Source organism: Coprothermobacter platensis DSM 11748 (assembly GCF_000378005.1).
Classification (GTDB): domain Bacteria; phylum Coprothermobacterota; class Coprothermobacteria; order Coprothermobacterales; family Coprothermobacteraceae; genus Coprothermobacter; species Coprothermobacter platensis.
In genome coordinates this window covers 26,925-48,002 of the sequence record NZ_KB899040.1, presented here as the reverse complement: position 1 = coordinate 48,002, position 21,078 = coordinate 26,925, and the positions used below count along the sequence as shown (strand labels likewise).

The window sequence follows — 21,078 nt, the reverse complement described above, 5'->3', positions numbered from 1 at the left end:
TAAGTGTGGTGATGAACATATGAACAATCGTTCAAATGAGCAATTATTAAAAGATGAACTGCTGGTTTGCAACCTGGCAGATTTTTTCGACATTTTTGGTGACACGTCACGTATCAAGATACTACTGGCACTCCAGAAAGAATCGCTGCCCGTTTCAGATATAGCAAAAGTTACAGGCCTTTCTTCCTCTGCTGTCTCTCATCATCTCTCTTTGCTAAGAAGCCGTCGTGTGGTAAGAGTTGAACGTCGCGGTAAGTACAGGGTATATGAGCTCGATGATGAGCATGTTAGCTCTGTTTTAGAGCTCGCCATAAGTCACTTAAGGGAGGTCGAATCGTGAGAGCAACACTCCGTGCAAATGAGCTTAAATGCAGTAGGTGTGCTGTCCACATAGAGAATGAAATAAAGAAGAAAGATTTGGCTAAAGAAATTGTTATCGATGTCCCATCAGGAATCATCAGTGTAGATACAGAAGAAGATAAGTTATTGGAAATAAAACGTTTGCTATCGCAGATTGGCATATACCATGAGGAACATGAAGAACGTCAAGAACGCATATTAACATTCATAGGGCTTGGAGTATTCATTTTTGGTTGGATCACCTTTGAGTTCAACGCTCCTGTGGGTTTTACATTACTGGTAATAAGTTCAGCTATCAATGGCTATCCTCGACTGCGCGAACTCTGGGGCAACATATCCACAAAGAGCTTAGATGTGTTCGATGAAAACCTCCTCATGCTTTTAGGAAGCATAGGTGGTTTTGTGGCTGGAGCCTACGTGGAAGCTGCCATGGTTTTTAATCTTTATGCCATCGCTGAGCTACTGGAAGAAGCAGTAAAGGAAAATGCGCAAAAAGGTCTCAGAACATTATTGAGTGATATTCCTGATAGTGCCATTTTAGTAAAAGATAATGCTATTGCCACCGTTAGCGTGCAAGCACTAAAAGTAGGAGACCAAATAAGACTGTCTGCAGGCGATACATTGCCTGTAGATGCCATACTGCTTTCTGACGCTGTGGTCGATGAAAGTGTTATAAGTGGAGAAAGCGAGCCAATAAACTGCGTTGCAGGAACGCTCATTTTATCCGGTTCTAAGCTGCTAACGCCTTCCGATGCGCGTGTCGTAAGACCCGTAGAAGAAAGCAATCTTTCGCAAGTGCAAAAAACAATAGCTCAAACGTTGGGTCAAAAAAGCAGCTTTAGAACATGGATGGAACGTTTTACTTCTGTATATTCTCCTTTGGTTCTTGCAAGTGCTGTGGCCGTTCTTATCTACGGCCTGGCAATCGGGGATACGTTTTCCACAGCAATATATCGAACATCCGTTTTATTACTTATATCCTGTCCTTGTTCCTTATTGCTCGCCTCCCCTTCTGCTGTATCAGCTGCTGTGGCTACATTGGCAAACAGCGGCCTATTAGTTAGAAATACAAGCGCACTGGAAAAAATGCCAAAAGTCGAAACAATTGTGTTTGATAAAACAGGCACTATAACCACAGGGCGCATGAACATTATTGATTCAAACTTAGACGACTATCAATTTAGCTTAGTCGCATCTGTAGAGTCGTATTTTAAGCATCCTGTGGCAGAAGCGATCGTTCGACACGCCGCTGACAAAGGTATAACCTTACATGAAGCGGTTACCAAACAAAATGGCAACATGTTATCCGGCGTAGTAGATGGGCACCAAGTAGAAATGGTCATGGAAGATGTGCTGAATGTGAAAATTGACGGCAAAAACGCAGGTTACTTGAAATTAGAAGAAGAGATAAGACCTGAAGCAAAAAATGTGATAACATCGCTCAAAAAACAAGGTTACAACCTAATTATTCTCAGTGGAGACAGAGAGGAAAAAGTAAAATCACTGGCGCAGAGAGTTGGCATAGACACGTTTTATGCTGAAATGACTCCTGAAGGAAAAGCATCCTTCATAAACAATATGGAGAAACACTCTCATTGCCTCATGGTAGGAGATGGCTTGAACGATGCTGTGGCCTTGTCTAAAGCATATGTATCAGCCGCCTTGCCGGACAGACAAATTAAAACTGTCGTGGAGACATCGGATTTTGTGCTGATGGGAAATTTATCGCCCATAACGATGCTTCGTCCTTATTCCACAGCCTATAACAGCACAGTGAAAACAAATGTTGTTCTTTCTCTGGGAATAAAGATTGCTGTATTTGCCTTAAGTTTGCTCGGCTACGTAGCTTTATCGCTGGCCGTGGTTGCCGATGAAGGCACAGCGCTATTAGTACTTTTGAACAGCTTTAGACTGACAAAGAAAGCATAAAAACCTTAAAGAAAAGAGTGGAACCGCAATACGTTTAACAAGACATGTATTCCGGTTCCACTCTTTCACTATACTCTTACCAATTACCGCATCCTCTGTGTCTTCCTAAACCGTTATGAAGTCCTTGCGACAACCAACCTGGAACATTTATACCCTGACTTTTAAGTTGCGAGATAATCTTATTTGACAACGTTTGCAATGAAGCATTGAATTTGTCAGGTGTGACGCCATAGTTGTTCAATGTTTGCATAAGTGTATGGTTCGTCATGTAATTGAGCACGCTATCCAAGGTAACGCCCGTTGTGGATGTCACAATAGCTTGGGCCCTAACAATTTCACCAAGACCGACATTATAAGCTTTTTCGAAATCGCTCAGTGCTTGCGTGGTCGTACCGATGACACCAGCTACAACCTTATTGACCGTAGCTGAAAATTGCCCCAACCCTTTAGTCGAAGTAAGCATGCCAGGAGCTGCTCCCATGAATTTACCAATATCTTTTCCCAAACCTAACATTTTGTCCAGATTACCAGCCCACGGTATACTCACACCAAGATTCTTAAGCTCTGAAGAGATCTTCTCACTGAGTGATTTGACAGAATCTCTAAACTTATCCTTATCAATACCATAATTGTTCAGCGTTTGCTCGATATTATGATTAGAAATATACTGAATCGCTTGGTTTAATGTGACATTTGTAGTGGCGTTCACTATGGCCTGAGCAATGACGATTTGCCCTAACTTTACGTTATAAGTTTTCTCTAAGTTAGCTATGTTCTGCGTGCTGGTACCGAGCGCATTCGCGACAGCCTTGTTTACAGTGGCGTTTAACTGCGGCGAAGCTACGGCTGTAGCAGTCAAAGCTCCTGTAGGGGTTTTTGTGTGGTTCCAAAACCTCCAAGCTGGCTCACCGCCTTGAGCAGCCAACGTGACAGCGGGTAATGCCATTGCCACTAACGCTATAACTGCTACTAACGCTATGGTTTTTTTCATAATCCTTTGCTCCCTCCTTTCTTTTATAAAGAGCCCATGGCTCTCTTGTTTTATATACATAAAAAGAGAGAGCAAAGTTGCATAGCAGGTTACTTTTATGGTAGGTTCGCTGAAAACCCTCCCGCGGCTAAAGCATCTACCAACTCTTGTCTTATTTCTGGAAGATCATTTTCATTCTTGGCCTCATAACGAACGATAATTTCAGGGCCTGTGTTTGATGCACGTACTAATCCCCAGCCACTCTTTATGTAGACACGCACCCCATCGACATCGATAAGCTTATATCCTTTTTCTTTGAAGTAGTTCTTTACAAACTCCACAAGCTGAAATTTCTTCTCGTCATTGTACTCTAAACGTATTTCCGGACTGGCATGGTATACAGGTATAGTGCTAACCAAATCTGAAAGTTTCTGACCAGATTGTTTAACCAGTCGCAAAAGTCTTAATCCAGAATACAGAGCATCATCAAAGCCATAGTATTCATCGGCAAAGAACATGTGCCCCGACATCTCACCTGCAAATGGACTCTTCAGCTCTCGCATTTTTGCCTTTATCAAACTATGGCCTGTTTTGTACATAACCACATCCGCACCCATCCGCTTCAGTTCTTCTACCAAAGCCTCTGAACATTTCACCTCGACAATGGCTTTCACCGTTTTAGGATCACGTTTGCTCAACACTTCACGCCAAAACAAAACCATGAGCACATCCCCGAATAGTATGTTTCCCTTATCATCTACAACACCTATACGGTCGCCATCTCCATCGAAGCCCAGACCAAAATCCAAGTGTTTATCCAGAACTAATTTACGTAAATCTTGCATATTCTCCGCTTTTACTGGATCAGGTTGGTGATGAGGAAAGTTAGGGTCAGAGTCGCAATACAAAGGCTCCACTTGTACTCCTGCACGATTAAAAAGCTCTGGAGCAAACAACGAAGCAGTTCCATTTCCGCAATCGATGCCAATATGAAGAGGAATTGTGGTACCAATTCGTTCCAGCAGGTCAGTTATGTACTCCTCCCTGTGGTCATAAGGCTCTACATCTCCCTTGCTATTTACAAATTCATCATGTTCCACCATATCAGCTATGTGTTGAATTTGATCACCATATAACGTGCCTTCGCCTAAAAATAACTTGAAACCGTTGTATTGAGGTGGGTTGTGGCTTGCGGTAACCATGATACCAGCAGGAACATTTTTTGTCACACAAGCATGGTAAAAAAGAGGTGTAATAACCGTTCCCAAATCAAATACATGTATGCCAGAATCGGTTAAACCCTTAATAACCGCTTCTCTAAGTTTCGGTGAACTTTTTCTATTGTCCGCCCCCACAAACATATTACGCTGGCCTTCCTGAGTAGCATATTTTGCAAAAGCCCTGGCTATAGCGTAAGCAGCTTCTTCCGTTAAATCATCATCGGCAATGCCCCTTATGTCGTACTCCCTAAACATATCTCTATTAATGTGCATATACGCATACCTCCCTTTTTGAGCACTTAAAAATTACTGCATTATCCCAATGCTACAGGATATTTTCCCACATTTGCATTGTATAATGACGAAGGAGGTGATATTTGAATGGATCCAAGAAAGGTCACGGATGACATTTACTACGTAGGAGCACCTGACTGGGATAGAAGGTTATTCGACTCCTTAATACCACTACCCCAAGGAACAAGTTATAACGCATATGTGATAAAGGGGCAAGAAAAAACAGCCCTCATAGATACGGTAGACCCCATGAAATGGAATGTTTTAAAGTCTTACTTGGAACACGTGGAGAAGATTGACTATATAGTTGTTCAACATGTAGAGCAAGACCACAGCGGTTCATTGCCCATGGTTTTAAGCATGTACCCCGAAGCGAGAGTAGTTACTAACAGCAAAGCAAAAGAACTGCTCATAACCCATCTTCACATAGCCGAAAATAAAATAGATGTCATTGAAGACGGTAGTACATTGAATTTAGGTGGGTTAACATTTAAGTTTATCTTTGCTCCTTGGGTGCACTGGCCAGAAACCATGTTCACTTATGTACCAGAAAGAAAAGTCCTTTTCACATGTGACTTTTTAGGTTCACACTTAGCCACATCAAGCTTGTTTATTGAAGATGAGCGACTGGTCTATATGGGTGCAAAACGTTATTATGCAGAAATCATGTCTCCCTTCAGAACAATCATAAAAGGCCATATAGAAAAAATTAAGAAGTTAGAAATACAGTTGATTGCGCCCAGTCACGGACCTATCTATCAGAATCCTGACTTCATCATCAATGCATATGAAGACTGGATATCTGACACCCCCAAGAACATTGTTCTATTGCCTTGGATAAGCATGCACGGAAGTACAAAAGAAATGGTAGATTACCTTAGCGATAAACTGGTACAAAATGGCATAGAAGTAGAGCCTTATGATATATCCACAGCGGACATAGGAGAGTTAACCATGGCAACGGTCGATGCTGCCACCATAGTATTGGCTGCCCCTACTATTCTCACAAACATGCATCCCATGGCGCAGCTCGTAGCTTATTGGGTAAGCATACTCAGGCCAAAAGCTAAAATCTATGGTTTTATAGGGTCTTATGGTTGGGGCGGAAAGACCTTAGATACGGTCAAAGCACTTTTTAGCAATGTGAAAGGTGATCTATTGGAACCAGTTTTGGTTAAAGGACTTCCCACAGCAGAAGATTATAAAGCGTTAGATAAACTTGCTGAGGAAATCACAAATAAACACAGAGTATTAGGGCTTCTGCCCTAATACTCGTATTGTCTTATCAAACGAGGATATTTCTTTTGGAAAAATGGTGAAGACACGACGAAGTCTGCCGTGGCTTTATCGGATACCACTACTACGTTCCAAACGGTAGCTATTCGAAGTAAAGCTTTCACATCCGGATCATGTGGCATAGGTTCCAGGGGATCCCAAAAGAAAACTAATATGTCCACACCATTGTTTGCTATAAGCGAACCCACTTCCTGGTCTCCACCGAGTGGTCCGGGTTTGAATTTAGTGACTTTCAAACCAAGTTCATCTTCCAAGAGCGTCCCCGTGCCCCACGTTGCGTAAAGTTGGTGTTCTTTAAGCGTTTCCACGTTGTAAGACGCCCAATCCAATAGATCTTGCTTCCTATTGTCGTGCGCAATTAAAGCTATACGTTTCATTTCGCCCATTTCGATAACATCAAATTCAGCCATTAAAGTGCCTCCTTTCAAAATGATTCTTCATATTAGCACATTAAGTCGGCTGTCTCCTTAAAGAAGCCGACCACAAAAGCGATATGATCACAACAAATACTAAGCTAAGCATACCACTTATGGTAAAAGCCCAGTTTACGCCAAGGTTTTGAGCAAGCCAGCCAGAAATGTAACTACCAAAGGGAGTAACACCATTGAACATTAACGAATAGAGACTCATCACCCTACCTCTGAACTGATCTTCACTGTTCACCTGAATAGTGGTATTGGACATGGTATTAAATGACTGCATGCAAGCGCCAGCAAGGAGTAAGAACAACTCAGCCAATAAGACACTCTTACTAAGACCTAAAGCAATTAACGTAGAACTAAGTCCATAAGCACCAAACCAATAAAGCTGGGATGTCTTTCGGCTGGATGCTCTTGACGACAAGTAGATGGATATAAGAAAAGCGCCTACACCCATGAAACTCATAAGCGTACCGTACCCTGTTACCCCGATGTTGAGTTGCACTTTTGCCAGAGTGGGAACCAGTATGTTGAAATTCATAGCCAACATACTAAGCATACCCATCATGATAAGAGGAAATACGATGGACGGTCTGGTTTGAACATACTTTAATCCTTCTACAATATCTTCCAAAGCTTTCCTGTTGCTGCGTTGTAGATGTATATGAGATATGTCCATCATGTAAAGGCCCACGATAACAGCAACGAAACTTAGCGCATTAAGATAAAAACAGAGTGCTATACCCAAAGTAGCTATTAGGAAAGCCGCCACAGTCGGTCCGATTATACGTGCCAGATTAAACACCATGGAATTCATTGCTATAGCTGCGGTCAAGTCTTCCTTTTCTACTATTTCCGCATAAAGAGACTGACGCGCAGGAACGTCGAAGGTATTGGTAACACCCAGCAATGTCGCCAGCAACAAAACATGCCAGTACTGAACAACACCTGTTATGGTGAGCGTTGCCAGTATGGCAGCCAAGATGCCGAAACAGGTCTGCGTCACCAATAACACATTGCGCTTTGGAAACCGCTCAACAAATGCCCCAGCGAACAGTGAAAAAAGCAGTATGGGAAGTGTTTGAAGCATTGTTACAATGCCCAACTTGTAAGCAGAGTTATTTGTAAGTTCCAAAACGAGCCAACCTTGGCCAACGTTTTGCGTCCACGTGCCCACCAATGATATGGCTTGTCCAAACCAGAAAAGTCTAAAATTCCTGTATTTTAAGGCAGGAAACGTTTTGTAAAGACGATCTGTCCAGCTATTCCCCATAAACTCACATCACCTTGCTTAGAACAGAATAAATAAAAGCGAATATTTTTAATTCTAAAACAAAGCTGATGCGCATCGTATTAAATGCTCAAGATTCTATAATAAGAACATCATGCTTATAGCGGCGAGTTCTGATATTCATAGCCCAAAATATATCGGGTTTTTTATAGACAGTGTAAGAAAAATGCCTGAACCCGATTTATTTTTGCTCGCAGGTGACCTTATTTTACGTGGCGCCGTAGGTGCCTTTGATCTGGTACATGATGAAATAAGAAAAAACTGGCCCGAAGTCCCACTAATAGGCGTTTTTGGAAACGAAGAATTTGAAAACGCGAAGAGGAAGCTAAGACGTGAGTACAACGATGTTATGTGGCTCGATGATGAAGCGGTGCAAGTAAAGGGCATTGACATTTATGGAACTACGGGTGTATTGGATGAACCTACACCGTGGCAGTCAAAATCTATCCCCGGTATAGAAAAAATCTATGAGAAGCGCATAGAAAACATTGATGGGTTCGTTCAGACACACCCCCACAGCATTGTGCTTTCTCATTACGCCGTAGGCACATATACCATAGACCCTGTAAGTTATCCGTTGCAACTTACATCGGATAAGTTATTCCAAAGATTAAGGACTTCTACAGTGACCATAATTCATGGACATTGCCATTACGCACCCCAATGGATTTTTCATCAAGATAATATGTTTATTTACAATGTGGCATTACCTCTTCACAAAGCAGTAGTTCTGCTGAACCTATAAAATGATTAGGTTCCCCAAAAAGCGGCGGTCAAAAAAGTTCTTCGTTATTCGATGAACGGTTCCACAGCCATGGATTCCCTTTCCTGCCAGGAAAAACTGTTCCAGCATCCATAACTGAACCATTATCACATGCAAGAATCTACCTTGTTTTGTATCCGAGCCATAAAGGTTCTTCATGAGTAAACACTTCTTTGCTAAACTTATAACCGTAGATTATGGCTACTTTTGAAATAGTTGAGAACCACCAAAATTGGGAGACTTTCATTGACAAATTGGAATGCCCATCACCTTTCGCAACGAATGCTTTTTTGAGATTAATTGACGAATGTTATGAAGGAGAAACCTTTACGTTATCTGTGGTTTCTTCAGGTAACATATTCATGGGCGCAGCGCTAAGAAAAGTCGGCAAACAAGTTAGGCCTGCTCCTCCTATGACCTATATGCCCCTTGTATATACCCAGATGAACTACAGAAAGCTCTTGGAATCTGAAATTGCTTTAGCACAATACCTAAAAAAGAACTTCTCCGTAATCCATTACATAACGGCAACTAATTTCTTTCAAGATATAAGAGGGTTCCAGCGTGAAAACTTCGGAGCTCAGGTGTTATATACAGCCATTAATGAACTGGCAGACTTCAATATCATGAAAGTAGATCAAAAACAGCGAAATATCATTTATAAAGCACAAAAAGAACAAATTACTGTTGAGCAAACTGACGATATGGAACCACTTTGGGATGTTTATTTGAGCACATTTAATCGTAAATCCATAGAGGTACCTTATCCAAAAACATTTTTTATGGCTCTGCCAAAACTTGGGAAAATGATAAGAATTTACACAGCTAAAAAAGATGACCGTCTGCTTAGCTTTGCTGCCATCCTTTTACAAGGAAAGGGCGCCTATTATTACGTATCAGGCAACACATCAGAAGGGCTTTCTTTAGGTGCATCACCATTGTTGATGTATTCTATCTTGGAACAGTTAAGAAGCGAAGGTTATCATTATTTTGACTGGTGTGCCATAAACTTGCCTCGTCTTGCCAATTTCAAGTTATCTTTTGGAGGAAAAGCTGTACCATATTTTCCACTGTATTTCGAGCCCAAATGGCTACGCATGATAAAAGGACGCTGATCCAACATCGTTACGGAACAAGTTTTACGGACGCATTCTAAAAAGATGCTGCCGTGCTGATTTCCATATAAAACTATTAGATACATTTAACTGGGATGGTACTATAAAACGCGTAAGCCTCTTTGTGTAGCGAGCAAACAACTTGCCCTTTTGCAAAGAGGCCTTTCATCTGTTTTGTGCACCCACTACAACGTATCACCGCAAAATGGAACTCATAGGCCATTAAGTACTCCACACATTATTGCTGCTATGACAGTCTGTACTTCAGCAGAATGTAATTATTGGCATGCCCGCAGAAAAGTTTCTTGCTCACATCAAAGCGCTATTAGGTAGGTGAGAACCTACTGCCTCAAGATATCGTTAAAAGCATCGATAGTTTTTGTAATGTCCTCTGCTGTTATCCCATAGTGAGTGACTAAACGCAGCGTTTTGTTACTGTTTGCATTTGCAAGAATGCCCCTGTCTTTCAGCTCTTTTTCCATAGCATGGACATCTTTTCCTACAACGGTTACATCCACCACTACCATATTGGTTTCCACATCTTCTGGATTCACCCCGTATCCCATTTCATGGAGCTTCTCGCCCAACAGTTTTGCGTGGTCATGATCCTCTTGCAAACGATCCACCATTTTTGTAAGCGCTATTATCCCTGCCGCAGCCAAAATACCTGCTTGTCTCATGCCACCACCGAGCATTTTTCTATTTTTTCTTGCCCTTTCAATAAAGTCTTTACTGCCCGCAACCATGGAACCTACGGGAGCGGACAAACCTTTAGAGAGGCAGAACATAATGGAATCAGCATACTGTGCATATTCTTTTGCGGGAATACCGCTGGCAACTTGAGCGTTGAAGATGCGTGCTCCATCCATGTGAACATTTATTCCATTACTGTGAGCAATCTCAGAAATGGTTTTAACGTTTTCTAAAGGAAGTACTTTCCCACCGCCACGATTATGGGTATTCTCTAAAACCACAAGCGTGGTTTTTGGATAATGTATGTTGGGTTCGCGTATGGCCCTCTTTACATCTTCCGGATTCATAACGCCACGCACACCAGGAACAGGACGAGCTTGAACACCGCTTAAAGCTGCCATAGCACCCACTTCGTAATAATAAACATGACTCTCCGCTTCCATGATAACTTCGTCACCGCGTCTCGTATGAGTCATAACGCTTACTTGATTTCCCATAGTTCCTGAAGGAACAAACATGGCAGCTTCTTTACCCATGATTTCTGCGGCTAAACTCTCTAAACGATTAATTGTGGGATCCTCTCCGTAAACATCATCACCAACTTCAGCATTTGCCATAGCTTTACGCATTTCTTCTGTGGGTAATGTAACGGTATCAGACCTTAAATCGATAAATGCCACACTCCTCATCCTCCTTATAAACTATTCTTCTCCAATTCTAAACCTGAAAAATGCCCGTTTTAGAAACAGCATAAGAATAAAAAAATAGGGTGGCTTACTAAAGCCACCCTTCAATGGTCAATTTAATTGACTGAAGCTTAACTTAACCAGTTATACCCAACCTCTGGCTTTCATAGCTTCATAAACGCGCTTAATAGAAATCATGTAAGCTGCCGTGCGCATATCCACTTTATACTGCTGCGAAAGGTCATAAACAGCCCTAAAGGCATCAACCATGCCTGCCTCCTGACGCTGTTTTACTTCTTCTTCGGTCCAATACAGATTTGATGTGTTCTGTACCCACTCGAAGTAAGAAACCATAACACCACCAGAGTTCGCCAAAATGTCTGGAGCTAAGAATATGCCCTTGCTATCAAGGATCTTATCTGCTTCAGGCGTTACTGGACCGTTTGCGCCTTCAACAATCATCTTGGCTTTTATGCTTCCTGCATTTTCTGCAGTAATCTGGTTTTCCAAAGCGCACAAAGCCAATATATCAACATCCAACGTGAGGAGCTGCTCATTGGTAATAGGCGTAGTCCCAGGGAAGTTGACTACTGAGCCGGTCTTTTTCACATAGTCCATCAAGCTGTCAATGTCTATGCCTTCCTTGTTATAAATGCCTCCAAACACGTCGGTGACAGCTACTACCTTACCACCTAAACGGTGAAGATATAGACCACTGTAACTTCCAACGTTACCGAAGCCCTGTAGGGCAACAGTGCACTTATTAAAATCCATACCAAGACGTTTAGCACTTTCTCTTGCAGTCAATGCCACACCGTATCCAGTTGCATCAGTACGGCCCTTTGACCCACCGAGAATAAGAGGCTTACCGGTGATAACCCCGAAGCTGTTATGACCTTGTAATTTGCTGTATTCGTCAACCATCCACGCCATAATTTCCGCGTTAGTGTTCACATCGGGGGCAGGAATATCTACTTCAGGACCCACAAAATCTGCAATGGCCCTTATGTAGCCGCGGCTAAGTTCTTCAAGCTCTCTCTTAGAAAGCTTGGTTGGATCGACTACGACTCCACCTTTGCCACCACCGTAAGGCAAACCGATTACGCCGCACTTAAATGTCATCCACATGGATAAAGCTTTTACTTCATCCAATGTAACATTCTGGTGGAAACGTATACCGCCTTTTGTCGGCCCTACTGCGTTGTTGTGTTGAGATCTCCATCCCTTGAAAACTTTAAGACTACCGTCGTCCATCTTAACAGGAATGGAAACTTCCAAAACACGCACAGGTTCTTTTAACATTTCATACACTGACGGATCTAGCCCAAGAAGGTCACATGCATTCTTGATCTGCTTTTGTGCATTGACCAGCGGGTTCAGAGATTCTGTTGCCATATGTTCACCTCCAAGCAGTTACATTTTACACAAATGCACTTCTAAAACCAAGTTAATTTTAACATAAAACTGACATAAAGTAGATGTCTTCTTTACTTACGTGCATAAACCGATAAAGGCGTGCTTATGCCTTAATCTGTTTGTAATAATTTGTTGCATACAGACCCCCAAAAATAAGTAACCCTCCCGCCACAACTTGCCACGTTATGGGCTCACCAAAAAGGAGGAAAGACGCTATGGTAGCTATAATAGGTTCTCCAAGCAGACCGATAGATACCACAGATGCGGGCAAGTACCTCAAAGAATAATTTACAAGTGTGTTACCGCCCAGTTGAGGGAATAATGCCATGGCAAAGACAAATGGAAAATCATGGCCATGTAGGGCAAAACCTTGTTTTAACAGGATATCGATAAAGCCGAGAAATGTGCTAGTCAAGAAAAACAAACTGTATGTGAAAACGCTGCTCTTTATGTTGCGATTTCCCATACGCGTCATTATCAAATACAAAGCCAAACCGCCGCTGGCACCCAAAGCCAAAAAATCTCCCTTATTGAATCCTTGGACACCGTTACCAATGCTCATAATACCAGCACCACACACACCCAAAAACACCCCTAACCAATCTGCGGTGGACATCTTCTCTCTGAGCAGAACACCGCTCATGAGCCCAACCCACAATGGAGCCATATTAACAATGAATGTTGCATGAGCCACCGACGTAAACCGCAACGATAAAAACCACAAAACAAAATCCAATGTCAAACCTAAACTGGCTACAATGATGGGCAATGAAAAGTGGGTTCGCCACCATGCGATAGAATCTCTTAACCAGAACGGTGTGACCACTAAAGTAGCTAAAAAAACGCGCCAGAAAGCTAATGTGACGGGCAGCGTTGAAGTAGCCTTTATAAGAAGCGACGAAGAAGAGTAAAAAAGCACACCTAAAAAGAGCGCTATCCAGTGCATTTCCATGGTTATCAGTTTAAGACCGCTGAGGCTCCTACATCTGGGTCAAGACATATAGACCCAAAGCAAGCAAGATAAGGGAAGAGCCAAACTCCATAATAGGAACAAGTCTGTCTTTGTACTCACGTATTTTTGTGACATCAATAAAGAAGTGTGCTGCTAAGGTAATAGCAAGCAGAGGAAGGATAACAATCAAATTGTATAAGGCAAGCCATAGATAAGCCTTCAATCGCACAGCCACAATATCATGGCTGAGCATAGTCAAAATCACATAGTAAGGTCCGCTACTGCAGGGCATTAAAATGAAACCAGCAACCAATCCTGCGAGGAGAGCAAACCAAACATTACCCTTTTGAAGAAGCCCACTTACCATCGGTCTTAATGGTGCAGGAGAAAGCTTCAATTCTTCGTTTCTAAGCGCATAGATGAGCCGGGGAATAGCCAAGGCAATAGCTGCTATACCGACGATAATCCTTATCCATGGCACAAACCTAAATACATAAGCGATAAAAACACCATAAAAATAATAGCTTACGGCAACACCAAGAGAAAACATTAGCCCTACGCTCAATACTTTTTCTTTGCCATAAGCAAAAATAATGTGCAATAGTGCCATGGTAAGAATACCAATTTCGCAAGGATTGACGCTGTCAGCCAAAGCAGCGCTAAGAACGACCCAAAAAGAAAGCGTATCCATAGGAGTTATTTTACAGTAAGCGTATATGCACTTATAATAGAAATATGAATTTTAGTTTACTAAATCTTTTTCTCGTCTTTCTAAAAGTGGGAGCGCTAACCATAGGTGGCGGATATGTTATGGTTCCCATTTTTCTTGAAGAGATAGTCAGCAAACGCCACTGGATAAGCGAGGATGATTTTTTCAAACTTCTTTCCATAGCTCAGGTGTTTCCGGGGCCCATTGCAGTGAACCTCGCTGTGGCTTCCGGTTACAACTTGGCAGGTTTTTTAGGCTCGCTGATAGCTGCTTTAGGTGCTACACTGCCTTCGCTTGTAATCATTTTACTGATAGCCATATTTTTTAGACAGGCATACACCATTTGGTGGGTGCAGGGTTTGTTCTTTGGCCTCAGGCCAGCCGTAGGCGCACTTATGGTTGCCGCCGTTTGGCAATTGTTTACAAAACGCCACTGGAAGGTAAGTCCACTTATTTTAGTCGCAATTATAACCGTAATCATTTTCGCTTTTAAGATCAATCCAGCTTGGGTAATCCTTGGCTACTTAGGAGGTCTTTTCGTATGGATGTTCTACTTGAACTCGCAAAAGCATTCTTACAAATAGGCCTGTTTTCTTTTGGCGGTGGCTACGCCATCGTAGCTCTTATACGTTATATGGTGGTAAATCAGTATGCATGGCTTACGGAGACAGAGTTCTTAGATGTACTCGCCATATCTCAGGTTACTCCCGGACCTTTAGCCATAAATACAGCAACATTTGTAGGCTATCTCATGGGTGGCGTATGGGGAAGTATCGTATCCACCTTTTCTTCCATCGCCATACCGTTTATTCTGGTTTATTCCATGTCCAGTCTGCTCAGCAAGGTTAACCCTGTCTATCTGGACATGTTCTTTGATAACATAACACCGCTCACTTTCGGATTAGTTACCGCTGCCACCCTCAGCATTTTGCAGTCTTCCATAACCGATTTTTACGCTGTTGGAATTTTCATCTTTGCTTTAATTTTGAAGCAAACTACGAAATTAAATAGTGCCGCTATCTTGCTCATATGCGGTTTAATAGGGGAACTAATTTATTTCTTTGTTCATTAATGTGCGTCTCATGTTACTGATATGCGTTCCTTACCTGTCCAGTTTACTTCTATACTGTTTTGTGCTGCCACATCCAGCAGCTCAGTAACGCGTTCCGCTTCTATCCAACACAACAATGTCGCTTCCTGTTCAAACGTTGACTGCACATCATTTGTTAGCTTTTTTAGTAAATCATAATGCTTAGCATAAACTTGGTAATCCATTGTCAGCTTTGCTTCACGCAAACGCGTAACTCTACCTTTTGGCGCCGCATCTAAAACACCTTTGGCTGTGGAATGATAAGCACTTATGAGACCCTTGACACCCAAGAGAATTCCGCCGAAATACCTCACTACAACGACCATAACGTCATCCAGTTTTGAACTCTTTATGGCATTAAGCACAGGCGCTCCAGCACTGCCTGGAGGTTCTCCGGCATCACTGGAGAATAGTGTTTCCCCTATTCTGTAAGCCCATACCCAATGGTTAGCTTTTGGGTGCATGTCTCTAACATCTTGGAGAAACAGTTTCACATCTTCTTCAGTGAATACGGCCTTCGCATAGCTGATAAATTCAGAACGCTTTACCACTTGTCGAAATGATGACAAGCCTTTAACAGACCATGTCTCCAAACGTTTTCTTCTCCTTTCTCTAATGAAATTATCACCTTGTCTTTTTGAAAAAATCTCTTTGCTCCCTATTTCATAAACGCATTCTGCATGATAGACTTCACTTATGAATGCCCAAGAACAGATGACGCAAGGTGAACCAAAGCGTGTTTTGTGGTCCATGGCTCTTCCGAACATGATAGGGTCACTGTTTTCAAATGCGCTTCCAGCCATAGAATTAGCCCTCATTGCTGCTTTAGGCACAAATGCTATTGCAGCGGCTGGCATCGTAAACATGTTGGTTAGCCTCATCTTCATATACAACGAGGCATGGGGGACTGGCTCAGTTATTGTAATGGCAAACTACATTGGGCGCAAAGATTATGAAAAAGCAAAACTGGCTCTTAAAGAAACTACTTACGGCAAGTTCTTTGGCGCATTAGTTCTTGTGCTCTTGTGCTTTCCTTTCTTGGAAACACTGCTTTCTTTGTTAGGTGCACGCTCCGACATCCTCCCCATAGCTTATTCGTATGCTCTTCCATTCCTTCTTGGTGTGCCTTTCGCCATGGCAGGTTATTCTACCTATACGTTTTTTCGGGCAACTGGGCAAACTGTATGGGCTATGTGGTTCATGCTTTTGCAAACAGCCGCCAATATGCTCTTAGATATTTTCCTTATCAAGGGACTATGGATATTTCCCGCATTCGGGTTGGCAGGTGCTGGATGGGCTTATCTTATCAGCTGGATCATAGGGGACATAGGCGCATTCATCTTCATTGCATCGCCAGCATATGAGTTACCAACAAACATCCTTCAAGGTATTAAGTTCACCCAAGTAGGTATTGAGGTTTTTAAAGTAGGATTCTACGCGGGTTTAAGCAACCTTTCCTCTGTCGTAGTAAGCGTCTTAACACAGCGTATTATCAATGCCGTATCCATACCCGTCTTTGCTGCCCTTCAAGTGTTTAACCGCATTGTGCAGATACCCAATACAGTACTTTCCTCCATAGCACTCATATCCACACCCATAATGGCGCAAAACGTTGGGGCAAACTTGCATGACAGGGTTCGCACATTTGTTCACTACTGCATACGTATAGGCATGTGGATGCTGGGTATTTTTGCAATTATCTGTTTGGCTGCTCCCTCTCCCATACTGGCACTCTTTCAAGTAAAAGATCCAACCTTGATGCCGCTATCTGTGGCTGCATTAAGAATAATGGCGGCTGTACCTTTGCTTACTTATGGCACGTCTATTTTTATCAGTTATTTTCAGGCTTATAACAACACCAAGTTGCCCTTCATACTTAACAGCATATGCCAATGGCTTTTTTATGCTCCCATGCTTTACCTACTTTTGGTCGTGTTAAAGATGACACCTACAACGGCCTTTTGGCTTACAACACTGAACAGTTTGCTGGCACTTGTATTGCACTGGTACTACTGGAATGCGCACAAAAAACTTGTAGACAATCACTTTTTTGATTGACCATTAGCTTAACACTGTCATAATACGGGTATATCTTACCTTGACGCTGGCTAATTCTATCACGCGTCACTATAAATGCTATGGTGGAGGTGATACATTGCAAGGCTTTGCACATTTTGTCGTGAAGTACAGGAAATTTATTATTGCTCTGTATTTGATTTTAGCTGTTTTGTCATTCTTTGCTATGCAGAGCAAGACGATGAACTACGATATCACAAGCGCACTACCAAAAAACGTACCATCTATCGAAGCTATGCGAATACTAAATGACGAAATGCAGGTCGGCGAATCCATTACTATTTATTGGAAAAATGGCAGCCTTTCAGAAGTTAGCGCAGCCGTTGACAGAATCAAGCAAATTCCGAAAGTAATCAACGTTTCGTGGCTTGGAACCACTATTGATCCGGCAACACCAAGAGAACTATATCCAGAAGATGCAAGCACGTGGGTTAAAGGTAACGACTATAACGTGGTCGTACAAACCACTGCTACAACTGGAGAAATCGGTAATATTACAAGTCAGCTGAAGAGCTTTTTGCCAGCAAATGCAAAAATTATCTCCACAGACACGCAAATGGAGGAGGTAAAGAACTACTTCGCAGGCAAGCCCATGCTTTATTTTGGTTTAGGTCTGCTTTTGGTGTTCTTGTTCCTCCTGTTCTATTTTGATAAACCCCTTACCCCCATACTCATAGTAGTGTCCATGGCTGCTGGAGTATTGATAAACCTGGGTATTTCAGGAATACTTAAACAAAGCACATTCTATCTCGTGGATGTTATTGTAGAGGTTTTACAATTAGCTGTCTCCTACGATTATGCATTGTTCTTGTACCACCGTTATGAAGAAGAACGAAAAACCCGCAATGACGATGAAGCCATGGAATCAGCGTTGATCACTACCATTAAGGCCATATCTCTTTCTGCACTCACCACTATAGCAGGGTTCTTTGCTCTCACCTTTGCCACACTCACTATAAGTCAGGACATAGGTTGGCTACTGCTCAGGGGTGTTGCGCTGTCCTTCTTGTCCAGCATTACGCTTCTTCCTGCTCTTCTTCTTTCCTTTGAAGGAAAATTTGTCTGGAAGACGCTCAATCTTGAAAATATCTTCGGTAACATCGCCGCTACTGTTGAAAAAGTATTGGTTCCACTTTTTATTGTGCTTCTTGTGTTTGTCACGGTTGCTTTTTGGGGAGGCACAAGAACAAAAATCACTTACTCAAACGATGTATTCATACCCAGCCAACTTAGTTCCATGAAACTGCAGCAGGAATATCAGAAGGAATTCCAAAACTACGATACATGGATGGTTCTCTTAGATAAGAATAGCAATTACACCGCAGCGCTCAAATCAATTAAGAATCTACCACTGGTGCAGAGCGTCCTAAATCCGGCAACCATGCTTGACCAGGCCATACCACAAGAAATGCTTCCTTCTTCTGTGCTCAATTCCTTCAGCAGTGATCAGTATGTATACGCCATTGTAAACACAAAAGTCAAACCTGACACACCTCAGGCGGAGGAACTCCGAGCTCAAATAGAGAATATCATCAATGGTTTGCCTGGCAAAAACTACGTTACAGGCATGTCTATTGCCATAGATGATATCAAGCAAATAAGTATGCAAGATAATACCAAGACCGGTTGGATTACACTGCTGCTCATCTTCTTGATACTTCTGGCGGGTTTCAGAAATGTGTGGCTTTCGCTTTTACTTATGGGCGTCATAGAAGCTGCTGTACAGTTCAACCTCTGGAGCGCTGGATGGTTCCAAGCTGTCACATTCATGGTTCCAATCACCCTTTCCACGGTTCAATTAGGCTCAACCATAGATTATGCTGTTCTCTCTGCAACACGCTTCGAGGAAGCAGTTGAGCAAGGCGAAGAAAACCCATTGGACGTAGCCATAAGAGGTGCAGCACCTTCTATATTTGTAAGCGCTAGCACCTTCTTCCTGATGAGTTTGCCTTCAGCAGTGCTGACAGACATATCTGGACTTAGTCAGATAATGGGGGGCTTAGCTCGTGGTGCCATCATATCTGGTTTGGTCGTTATTTTCTTACTTCCTACAGCATTTAAGATATTTCAGAAATTCCTTTTTGGAAGGAGCGTGAAAGCATGAAAAGCAAAAAACTTATAGCCCTTTTGGCTGCGTTGGCTCTTTCGTTCTTACCCATAACTTCTGCCAATGCTTCTCCTAAGCTCTCCGATTATGAAAACGTCTACGTCATACAAAAAACAGATGGCGAAATAAAGAATGTCATTTCTGTAGATTGGCTCAGAGTACAAGGTGAAGGTAATTTTGAGGTAGTTGATCCCGTACAGAATGCTCAATCGCCTGAAATTCTTATAGGCGATGCAACTATTACTAAGAGTGATTCAGGTCTTACGATTAAAGGAACATCCGATGGCTTAGCGGATATTTTCTACAGAAGCAATGTCAATAAAGACTTACCGTTTAAGGTGAAATTGAATATCTTAGTAAATGGTAAGAGTGCTTCACTTAGTAATCTCAACGAAGCCACGGGAACAGTTACAATTGGCGTGGATTTCACGAATTACTACAAGCAGAATAACATTTATCTTCCATGGCTTGTCAACATGAGTCTTACCTTAGATGGTCCATCGGTAAAAGACGTAACTGTAAGTAGCGGAAACGTTAGCTATGTAGGTTCTAAAGCAATGGCAACGTTGATGCTCCAAGTATTGAACGATAAGGGAACCGCTACGATCAGCTATGTTGCCATAAAGAAAAACAATCCTACCATCTCTCTAAGTGTGGTTCCTACCTTAATGAGTGTTGAGCTCCCTAACATGTCAAACCTTAAGGATATGGCTACAGCATTAAACGCCATGGCAAAGGGAATCGATGGCTACAGTCAAGCATTGACAAAAATGTCAAGCGCTATTCAAACCAATGTGGACTTGAGTAGTTTAGAAAACGTTACTGTTTTGCTGGATGCTTACAGGCAAATTTTGGGACAGATGTATCAAGCGCTGGATCCGACGCAAATTGCCATGCTGCCAAAAGCAGTAGATGGTATAAAGACACTAAAGCAACCACTGGAGCAGACAGCATCAGCCATAAGCGGTCTTGAAACCTTAGTAAATGCCTATATGGGGTTAGCATCTCAAAGCTTAGCTATAAATCAGCAGGTAACCAATGCGTTATCGTTACAACCACAACTTCAGGGAAAAGATCAAATCCTTCAGCTTATGGGTCAGCAACAACTACTTTTACAGGCTATGACAAAAGGCGCAACTTTACCTTCAGGTTTCGTACCACCCATGTCCACTCTTCAGACCTCTCTGCAGCAATTAAACTTAGGTATTACTCAAATGGCTCAGGCTATAGACCAAACAGCGAGCCAAATGAACACACTCAATAGTTTAAGTAGCGGCTTGCTCACCATGCGAAACACCTTAGGCGTGGTGGTTAACGGCGGAACCCTACAGGGCAAAACACTTCCTGCCATGGCTGATGTTAGCAGCCAATTAAAAACAGGCATTGCCACCATGCAAAAACAATTGAGTACAGGCATGCTTGACCTAAAAACAGCTTTGACAACATTGGTAAAAGGTGGCACGTTAAACGGTCAGACAATACCGCCCATGAATGAGCTATCTAATGGTCTAAGGCAAATGTCCCAAGGGGCAAATCAAGCTTATGAATCCTTCTACAGCCAAACGCAAAATCTTGAAAAAGCCAAAACATTAGCAGATAACTACAAAACATTCAGCGGTTTGCCATCGGGTGCCGACGGCAAAGTTATGTTTGTTATAAAAGTCGAAGATTAACAAGAGCATATAAAGTATC

The 21,078-nt window shown here is 42.3% G+C and carries 20 protein-coding genes; 10 read left to right on the top strand and 10 right to left on the bottom strand.

Annotated elements, in window-relative coordinates; genetic code table 11:
- The first annotated feature begins 19 nt into the window (after nt 1-19).
- Nucleotides 20-340, top strand: a complete 321-nt coding sequence (locus D890_RS0100200) for an ArsR/SmtB family transcription factor (protein ID WP_018962509.1) — start codon at nt 20-22, stop codon at nt 338-340.
- Nucleotides 337-2,289: a heavy metal translocating P-type ATPase gene (locus tag D890_RS0100195; RefSeq protein WP_018962508.1), complete on the top strand. Its 1,953-nt coding sequence runs from the start codon at nt 337-339 to the stop codon at nt 2,287-2,289. Before D890_RS0100200 ends, D890_RS0100195 begins: the two co-directional genes overlap by 4 nt.
- Nucleotides 2,290-2,365: 76 nt before the next feature.
- Here D890_RS0100195 and D890_RS0100190 read toward each other — a convergent pair whose 3' ends face one another.
- Nucleotides 2,366-3,280: a hypothetical protein gene (locus tag D890_RS0100190; RefSeq protein WP_018962507.1), complete on the bottom strand. Its 915-nt coding sequence runs from the start codon at nt 3,278-3,280 to the stop codon at nt 2,366-2,368.
- Between the two features lie 95 nt (nt 3,281-3,375).
- Nucleotides 3,376-4,752, bottom strand: coding sequence for a phosphomannomutase/phosphoglucomutase (locus D890_RS0100185; RefSeq protein ID WP_018962506.1), 1,377 nt, complete (start codon nt 4,750-4,752; stop codon nt 3,376-3,378).
- 108 nt (nt 4,753-4,860) lie between these two features.
- Between D890_RS0100185 and D890_RS0100180 the strand changes: the two genes are divergently transcribed.
- Nucleotides 4,861-6,042 (top strand): FprA family A-type flavoprotein, encoded by a 1,182-nt coding sequence (locus tag D890_RS0100180; protein WP_018962505.1) that lies wholly within the window; start codon nt 4,861-4,863, stop codon nt 6,040-6,042.
- Here D890_RS0100180 and D890_RS0100175 read toward each other — a convergent pair.
- Both D890_RS0100175 and D890_RS0100170 read right to left on the bottom strand, forming a co-directional pair.
- Complete coding sequence (locus D890_RS0100175) at nt 6,039-6,479, bottom strand: methylglyoxal synthase (RefSeq protein WP_018962504.1); 441 nt, start codon at nt 6,477-6,479, stop codon at nt 6,039-6,041. The two genes, D890_RS0100180 and D890_RS0100175, sit on opposite strands and share 4 nt — an antisense overlap.
- A 40-nt stretch (nt 6,480-6,519) precedes the next feature.
- A complete protein-coding gene (locus D890_RS0100170; RefSeq protein WP_018962503.1) occupies nt 6,520-7,761 on the bottom strand; it encodes an MFS transporter in 1,242 nt (413 codons plus the stop codon).
- A gap of 112 nt (nt 7,762-7,873) precedes the next feature.
- On the opposite strand from D890_RS0100170, the gene D890_RS0100165 reads away from it, so the two are divergent.
- Nucleotides 7,874-8,524: a metallophosphoesterase family protein gene (locus D890_RS0100165; protein ID WP_018962502.1), complete on the top strand. Its 651-nt coding sequence runs from the start codon at nt 7,874-7,876 to the stop codon at nt 8,522-8,524.
- Here the strand turns inward: D890_RS0100165 and D890_RS08015 are convergent.
- Nucleotides 8,519-8,701 (bottom strand): hypothetical protein, encoded by a 183-nt coding sequence (locus D890_RS08015; protein WP_018962501.1) that lies wholly within the window; start codon nt 8,699-8,701, stop codon nt 8,519-8,521. The two genes, D890_RS0100165 and D890_RS08015, sit on opposite strands and share 6 nt — an antisense overlap.
- A 38-nt stretch (nt 8,702-8,739) precedes the next feature.
- On the opposite strand from D890_RS08015, the gene D890_RS0100155 reads away from it, so the two are divergent.
- Entirely contained in the window at nt 8,740-9,657 is a 918-nt protein-coding gene (locus D890_RS0100155) for a GNAT family N-acetyltransferase (protein ID WP_018962500.1), read from the top strand.
- A 341-nt stretch (nt 9,658-9,998) separates the two neighbouring features.
- Here D890_RS0100155 and ltaE read toward each other — a convergent pair whose 3' ends face one another.
- The 4 genes from ltaE to D890_RS0100135 all read right to left on the bottom strand — a co-directional run bounded on the left by ltaE (nt 9,999) and on the right by D890_RS0100135 (nt 14,095).
- The gene (gene ltaE / locus D890_RS0100150) at nt 9,999-11,039 is read right to left on the bottom strand and encodes a low-specificity L-threonine aldolase (RefSeq protein WP_040363469.1); all 1,041 of its coding nucleotides are present in this window, start codon (nt 11,037-11,039) and stop codon (nt 9,999-10,001) included.
- A 141-nt stretch (nt 11,040-11,180) separates the two neighbouring features.
- Nucleotides 11,181-12,431 carry a Glu/Leu/Phe/Val family dehydrogenase gene (locus tag D890_RS0100145; RefSeq protein WP_018962498.1) on the bottom strand — a complete coding sequence of 417 codons (1,251 nt, stop codon included), beginning with the start codon at nt 12,429-12,431 and terminating at the stop codon, nt 11,181-11,183.
- A gap of 124 nt (nt 12,432-12,555) precedes the next feature.
- Nucleotides 12,556-13,404, bottom strand: a complete 849-nt coding sequence (locus D890_RS0100140; protein ID WP_018962497.1) for a DMT family transporter — start codon at nt 13,402-13,404, stop codon at nt 12,556-12,558.
- 28 nt (nt 13,405-13,432) lie between these two features.
- Complete coding sequence (locus D890_RS0100135) at nt 13,433-14,095, bottom strand: cytochrome c biogenesis CcdA family protein (RefSeq protein ID WP_018962496.1); 663 nt, start codon at nt 14,093-14,095, stop codon at nt 13,433-13,435.
- Between the two features lie 44 nt (nt 14,096-14,139).
- Between D890_RS0100135 and D890_RS0100130 the strand changes: the two genes are divergently transcribed.
- The gene (locus D890_RS0100130; RefSeq protein ID WP_026291253.1) at nt 14,140-14,697 is read left to right on the top strand and encodes a chromate transporter; all 558 of its coding nucleotides are present in this window, start codon (nt 14,140-14,142) and stop codon (nt 14,695-14,697) included.
- Entirely contained in the window at nt 14,655-15,185 is a 531-nt protein-coding gene (locus D890_RS0100125) for a chromate transporter (RefSeq protein WP_018962494.1), read from the top strand. Before D890_RS0100130 ends, D890_RS0100125 begins: the two co-directional genes overlap by 43 nt.
- Nucleotides 15,186-15,193: 8 nt before the next feature.
- Here the strand turns inward: D890_RS0100125 and D890_RS07440 are convergent, their stop codons facing one another.
- Nucleotides 15,194-15,796: an IMPACT family protein gene (locus D890_RS07440; protein WP_169333490.1), complete on the bottom strand. Its 603-nt coding sequence runs from the start codon at nt 15,794-15,796 to the stop codon at nt 15,194-15,196.
- 103 nt (nt 15,797-15,899) lie between these two features.
- Here D890_RS07440 and D890_RS0100115 point away from each other — a divergent pair, with 103 nt between their 5' ends.
- The 3 genes from D890_RS0100115 to D890_RS0100105 all read left to right on the top strand — a co-directional run bounded on the left by D890_RS0100115 (nt 15,900) and on the right by D890_RS0100105 (nt 21,059).
- Entirely contained in the window at nt 15,900-17,261 is a 1,362-nt protein-coding gene (locus D890_RS0100115) for an MATE family efflux transporter (RefSeq protein WP_245533106.1), read from the top strand.
- Between the two features lie 97 nt (nt 17,262-17,358).
- The gene (locus D890_RS0100110; protein WP_018962491.1) at nt 17,359-19,383 is read left to right on the top strand and encodes an efflux RND transporter permease subunit; all 2,025 of its coding nucleotides are present in this window, start codon (nt 17,359-17,361) and stop codon (nt 19,381-19,383) included.
- On the top strand, nt 19,380-21,059 hold the full coding sequence (locus D890_RS0100105) for a hypothetical protein (RefSeq protein WP_018962490.1): 1,680 nt from the start codon (nt 19,380-19,382) through the stop codon (nt 21,057-21,059). Before D890_RS0100110 ends, D890_RS0100105 begins: the two co-directional genes overlap by 4 nt.
- Nucleotides 21,060-21,078: the final 19 nt, after the last annotated feature.

Coding starts and splice junctions, on each gene's coding strand:
- D890_RS0100200 (WP_018962509.1), top strand. CDS start 20: ATGAACAATCGTTCAAATGAGCAATTATTAAAAGATGAACTGCTGGTT.
- D890_RS0100190 (WP_018962507.1), bottom strand. CDS start 3,280: ATGAAAAAAACCATAGCGTTAGTAGCAGTTATAGCGTTAGTGGCAATG.
- D890_RS0100185 (WP_018962506.1), bottom strand. CDS start 4,752: ATGCACATTAATAGAGATATGTTTAGGGAGTACGACATAAGGGGCATT.
- D890_RS0100180 (WP_018962505.1), top strand. CDS start 4,861: ATGGATCCAAGAAAGGTCACGGATGACATTTACTACGTAGGAGCACCT.
- D890_RS0100175 (WP_018962504.1), bottom strand. CDS start 6,479: ATGGCTGAATTTGATGTTATCGAAATGGGCGAAATGAAACGTATAGCT.
- D890_RS0100170 (WP_018962503.1), bottom strand. CDS start 7,761: ATGGGGAATAGCTGGACAGATCGTCTTTACAAAACGTTTCCTGCCTTA.
- D890_RS0100165 (WP_018962502.1), top strand. CDS start 7,874: ATGCTTATAGCGGCGAGTTCTGATATTCATAGCCCAAAATATATCGGG.
- D890_RS08015 (WP_018962501.1), bottom strand. CDS start 8,701: ATGAAGAACCTTTATGGCTCGGATACAAAACAAGGTAGATTCTTGCAT.
- D890_RS0100155 (WP_018962500.1), top strand. CDS start 8,740: ATGGCTACTTTTGAAATAGTTGAGAACCACCAAAATTGGGAGACTTTC.
- ltaE (WP_040363469.1), bottom strand. CDS start 11,039: ATGAGGAGTGTGGCATTTATCGATTTAAGGTCTGATACCGTTACATTA.
- D890_RS0100145 (WP_018962498.1), bottom strand. CDS start 12,431: ATGGCAACAGAATCTCTGAACCCGCTGGTCAATGCACAAAAGCAGATC.
- D890_RS0100140 (WP_018962497.1), bottom strand. CDS start 13,404: ATGGAAATGCACTGGATAGCGCTCTTTTTAGGTGTGCTTTTTTACTCT.
- D890_RS0100135 (WP_018962496.1), bottom strand. CDS start 14,095: ATGGATACGCTTTCTTTTTGGGTCGTTCTTAGCGCTGCTTTGGCTGAC.
- D890_RS0100130 (WP_026291253.1), top strand. CDS start 14,140: ATGAATTTTAGTTTACTAAATCTTTTTCTCGTCTTTCTAAAAGTGGGA.
- D890_RS0100125 (WP_018962494.1), top strand. CDS start 14,655: ATGGATGTTCTACTTGAACTCGCAAAAGCATTCTTACAAATAGGCCTG.
- D890_RS0100115 (WP_245533106.1), top strand. CDS start 15,900: ATGAATGCCCAAGAACAGATGACGCAAGGTGAACCAAAGCGTGTTTTG.
- D890_RS0100105 (WP_018962490.1), top strand. CDS start 19,380: ATGAAAAGCAAAAAACTTATAGCCCTTTTGGCTGCGTTGGCTCTTTCG.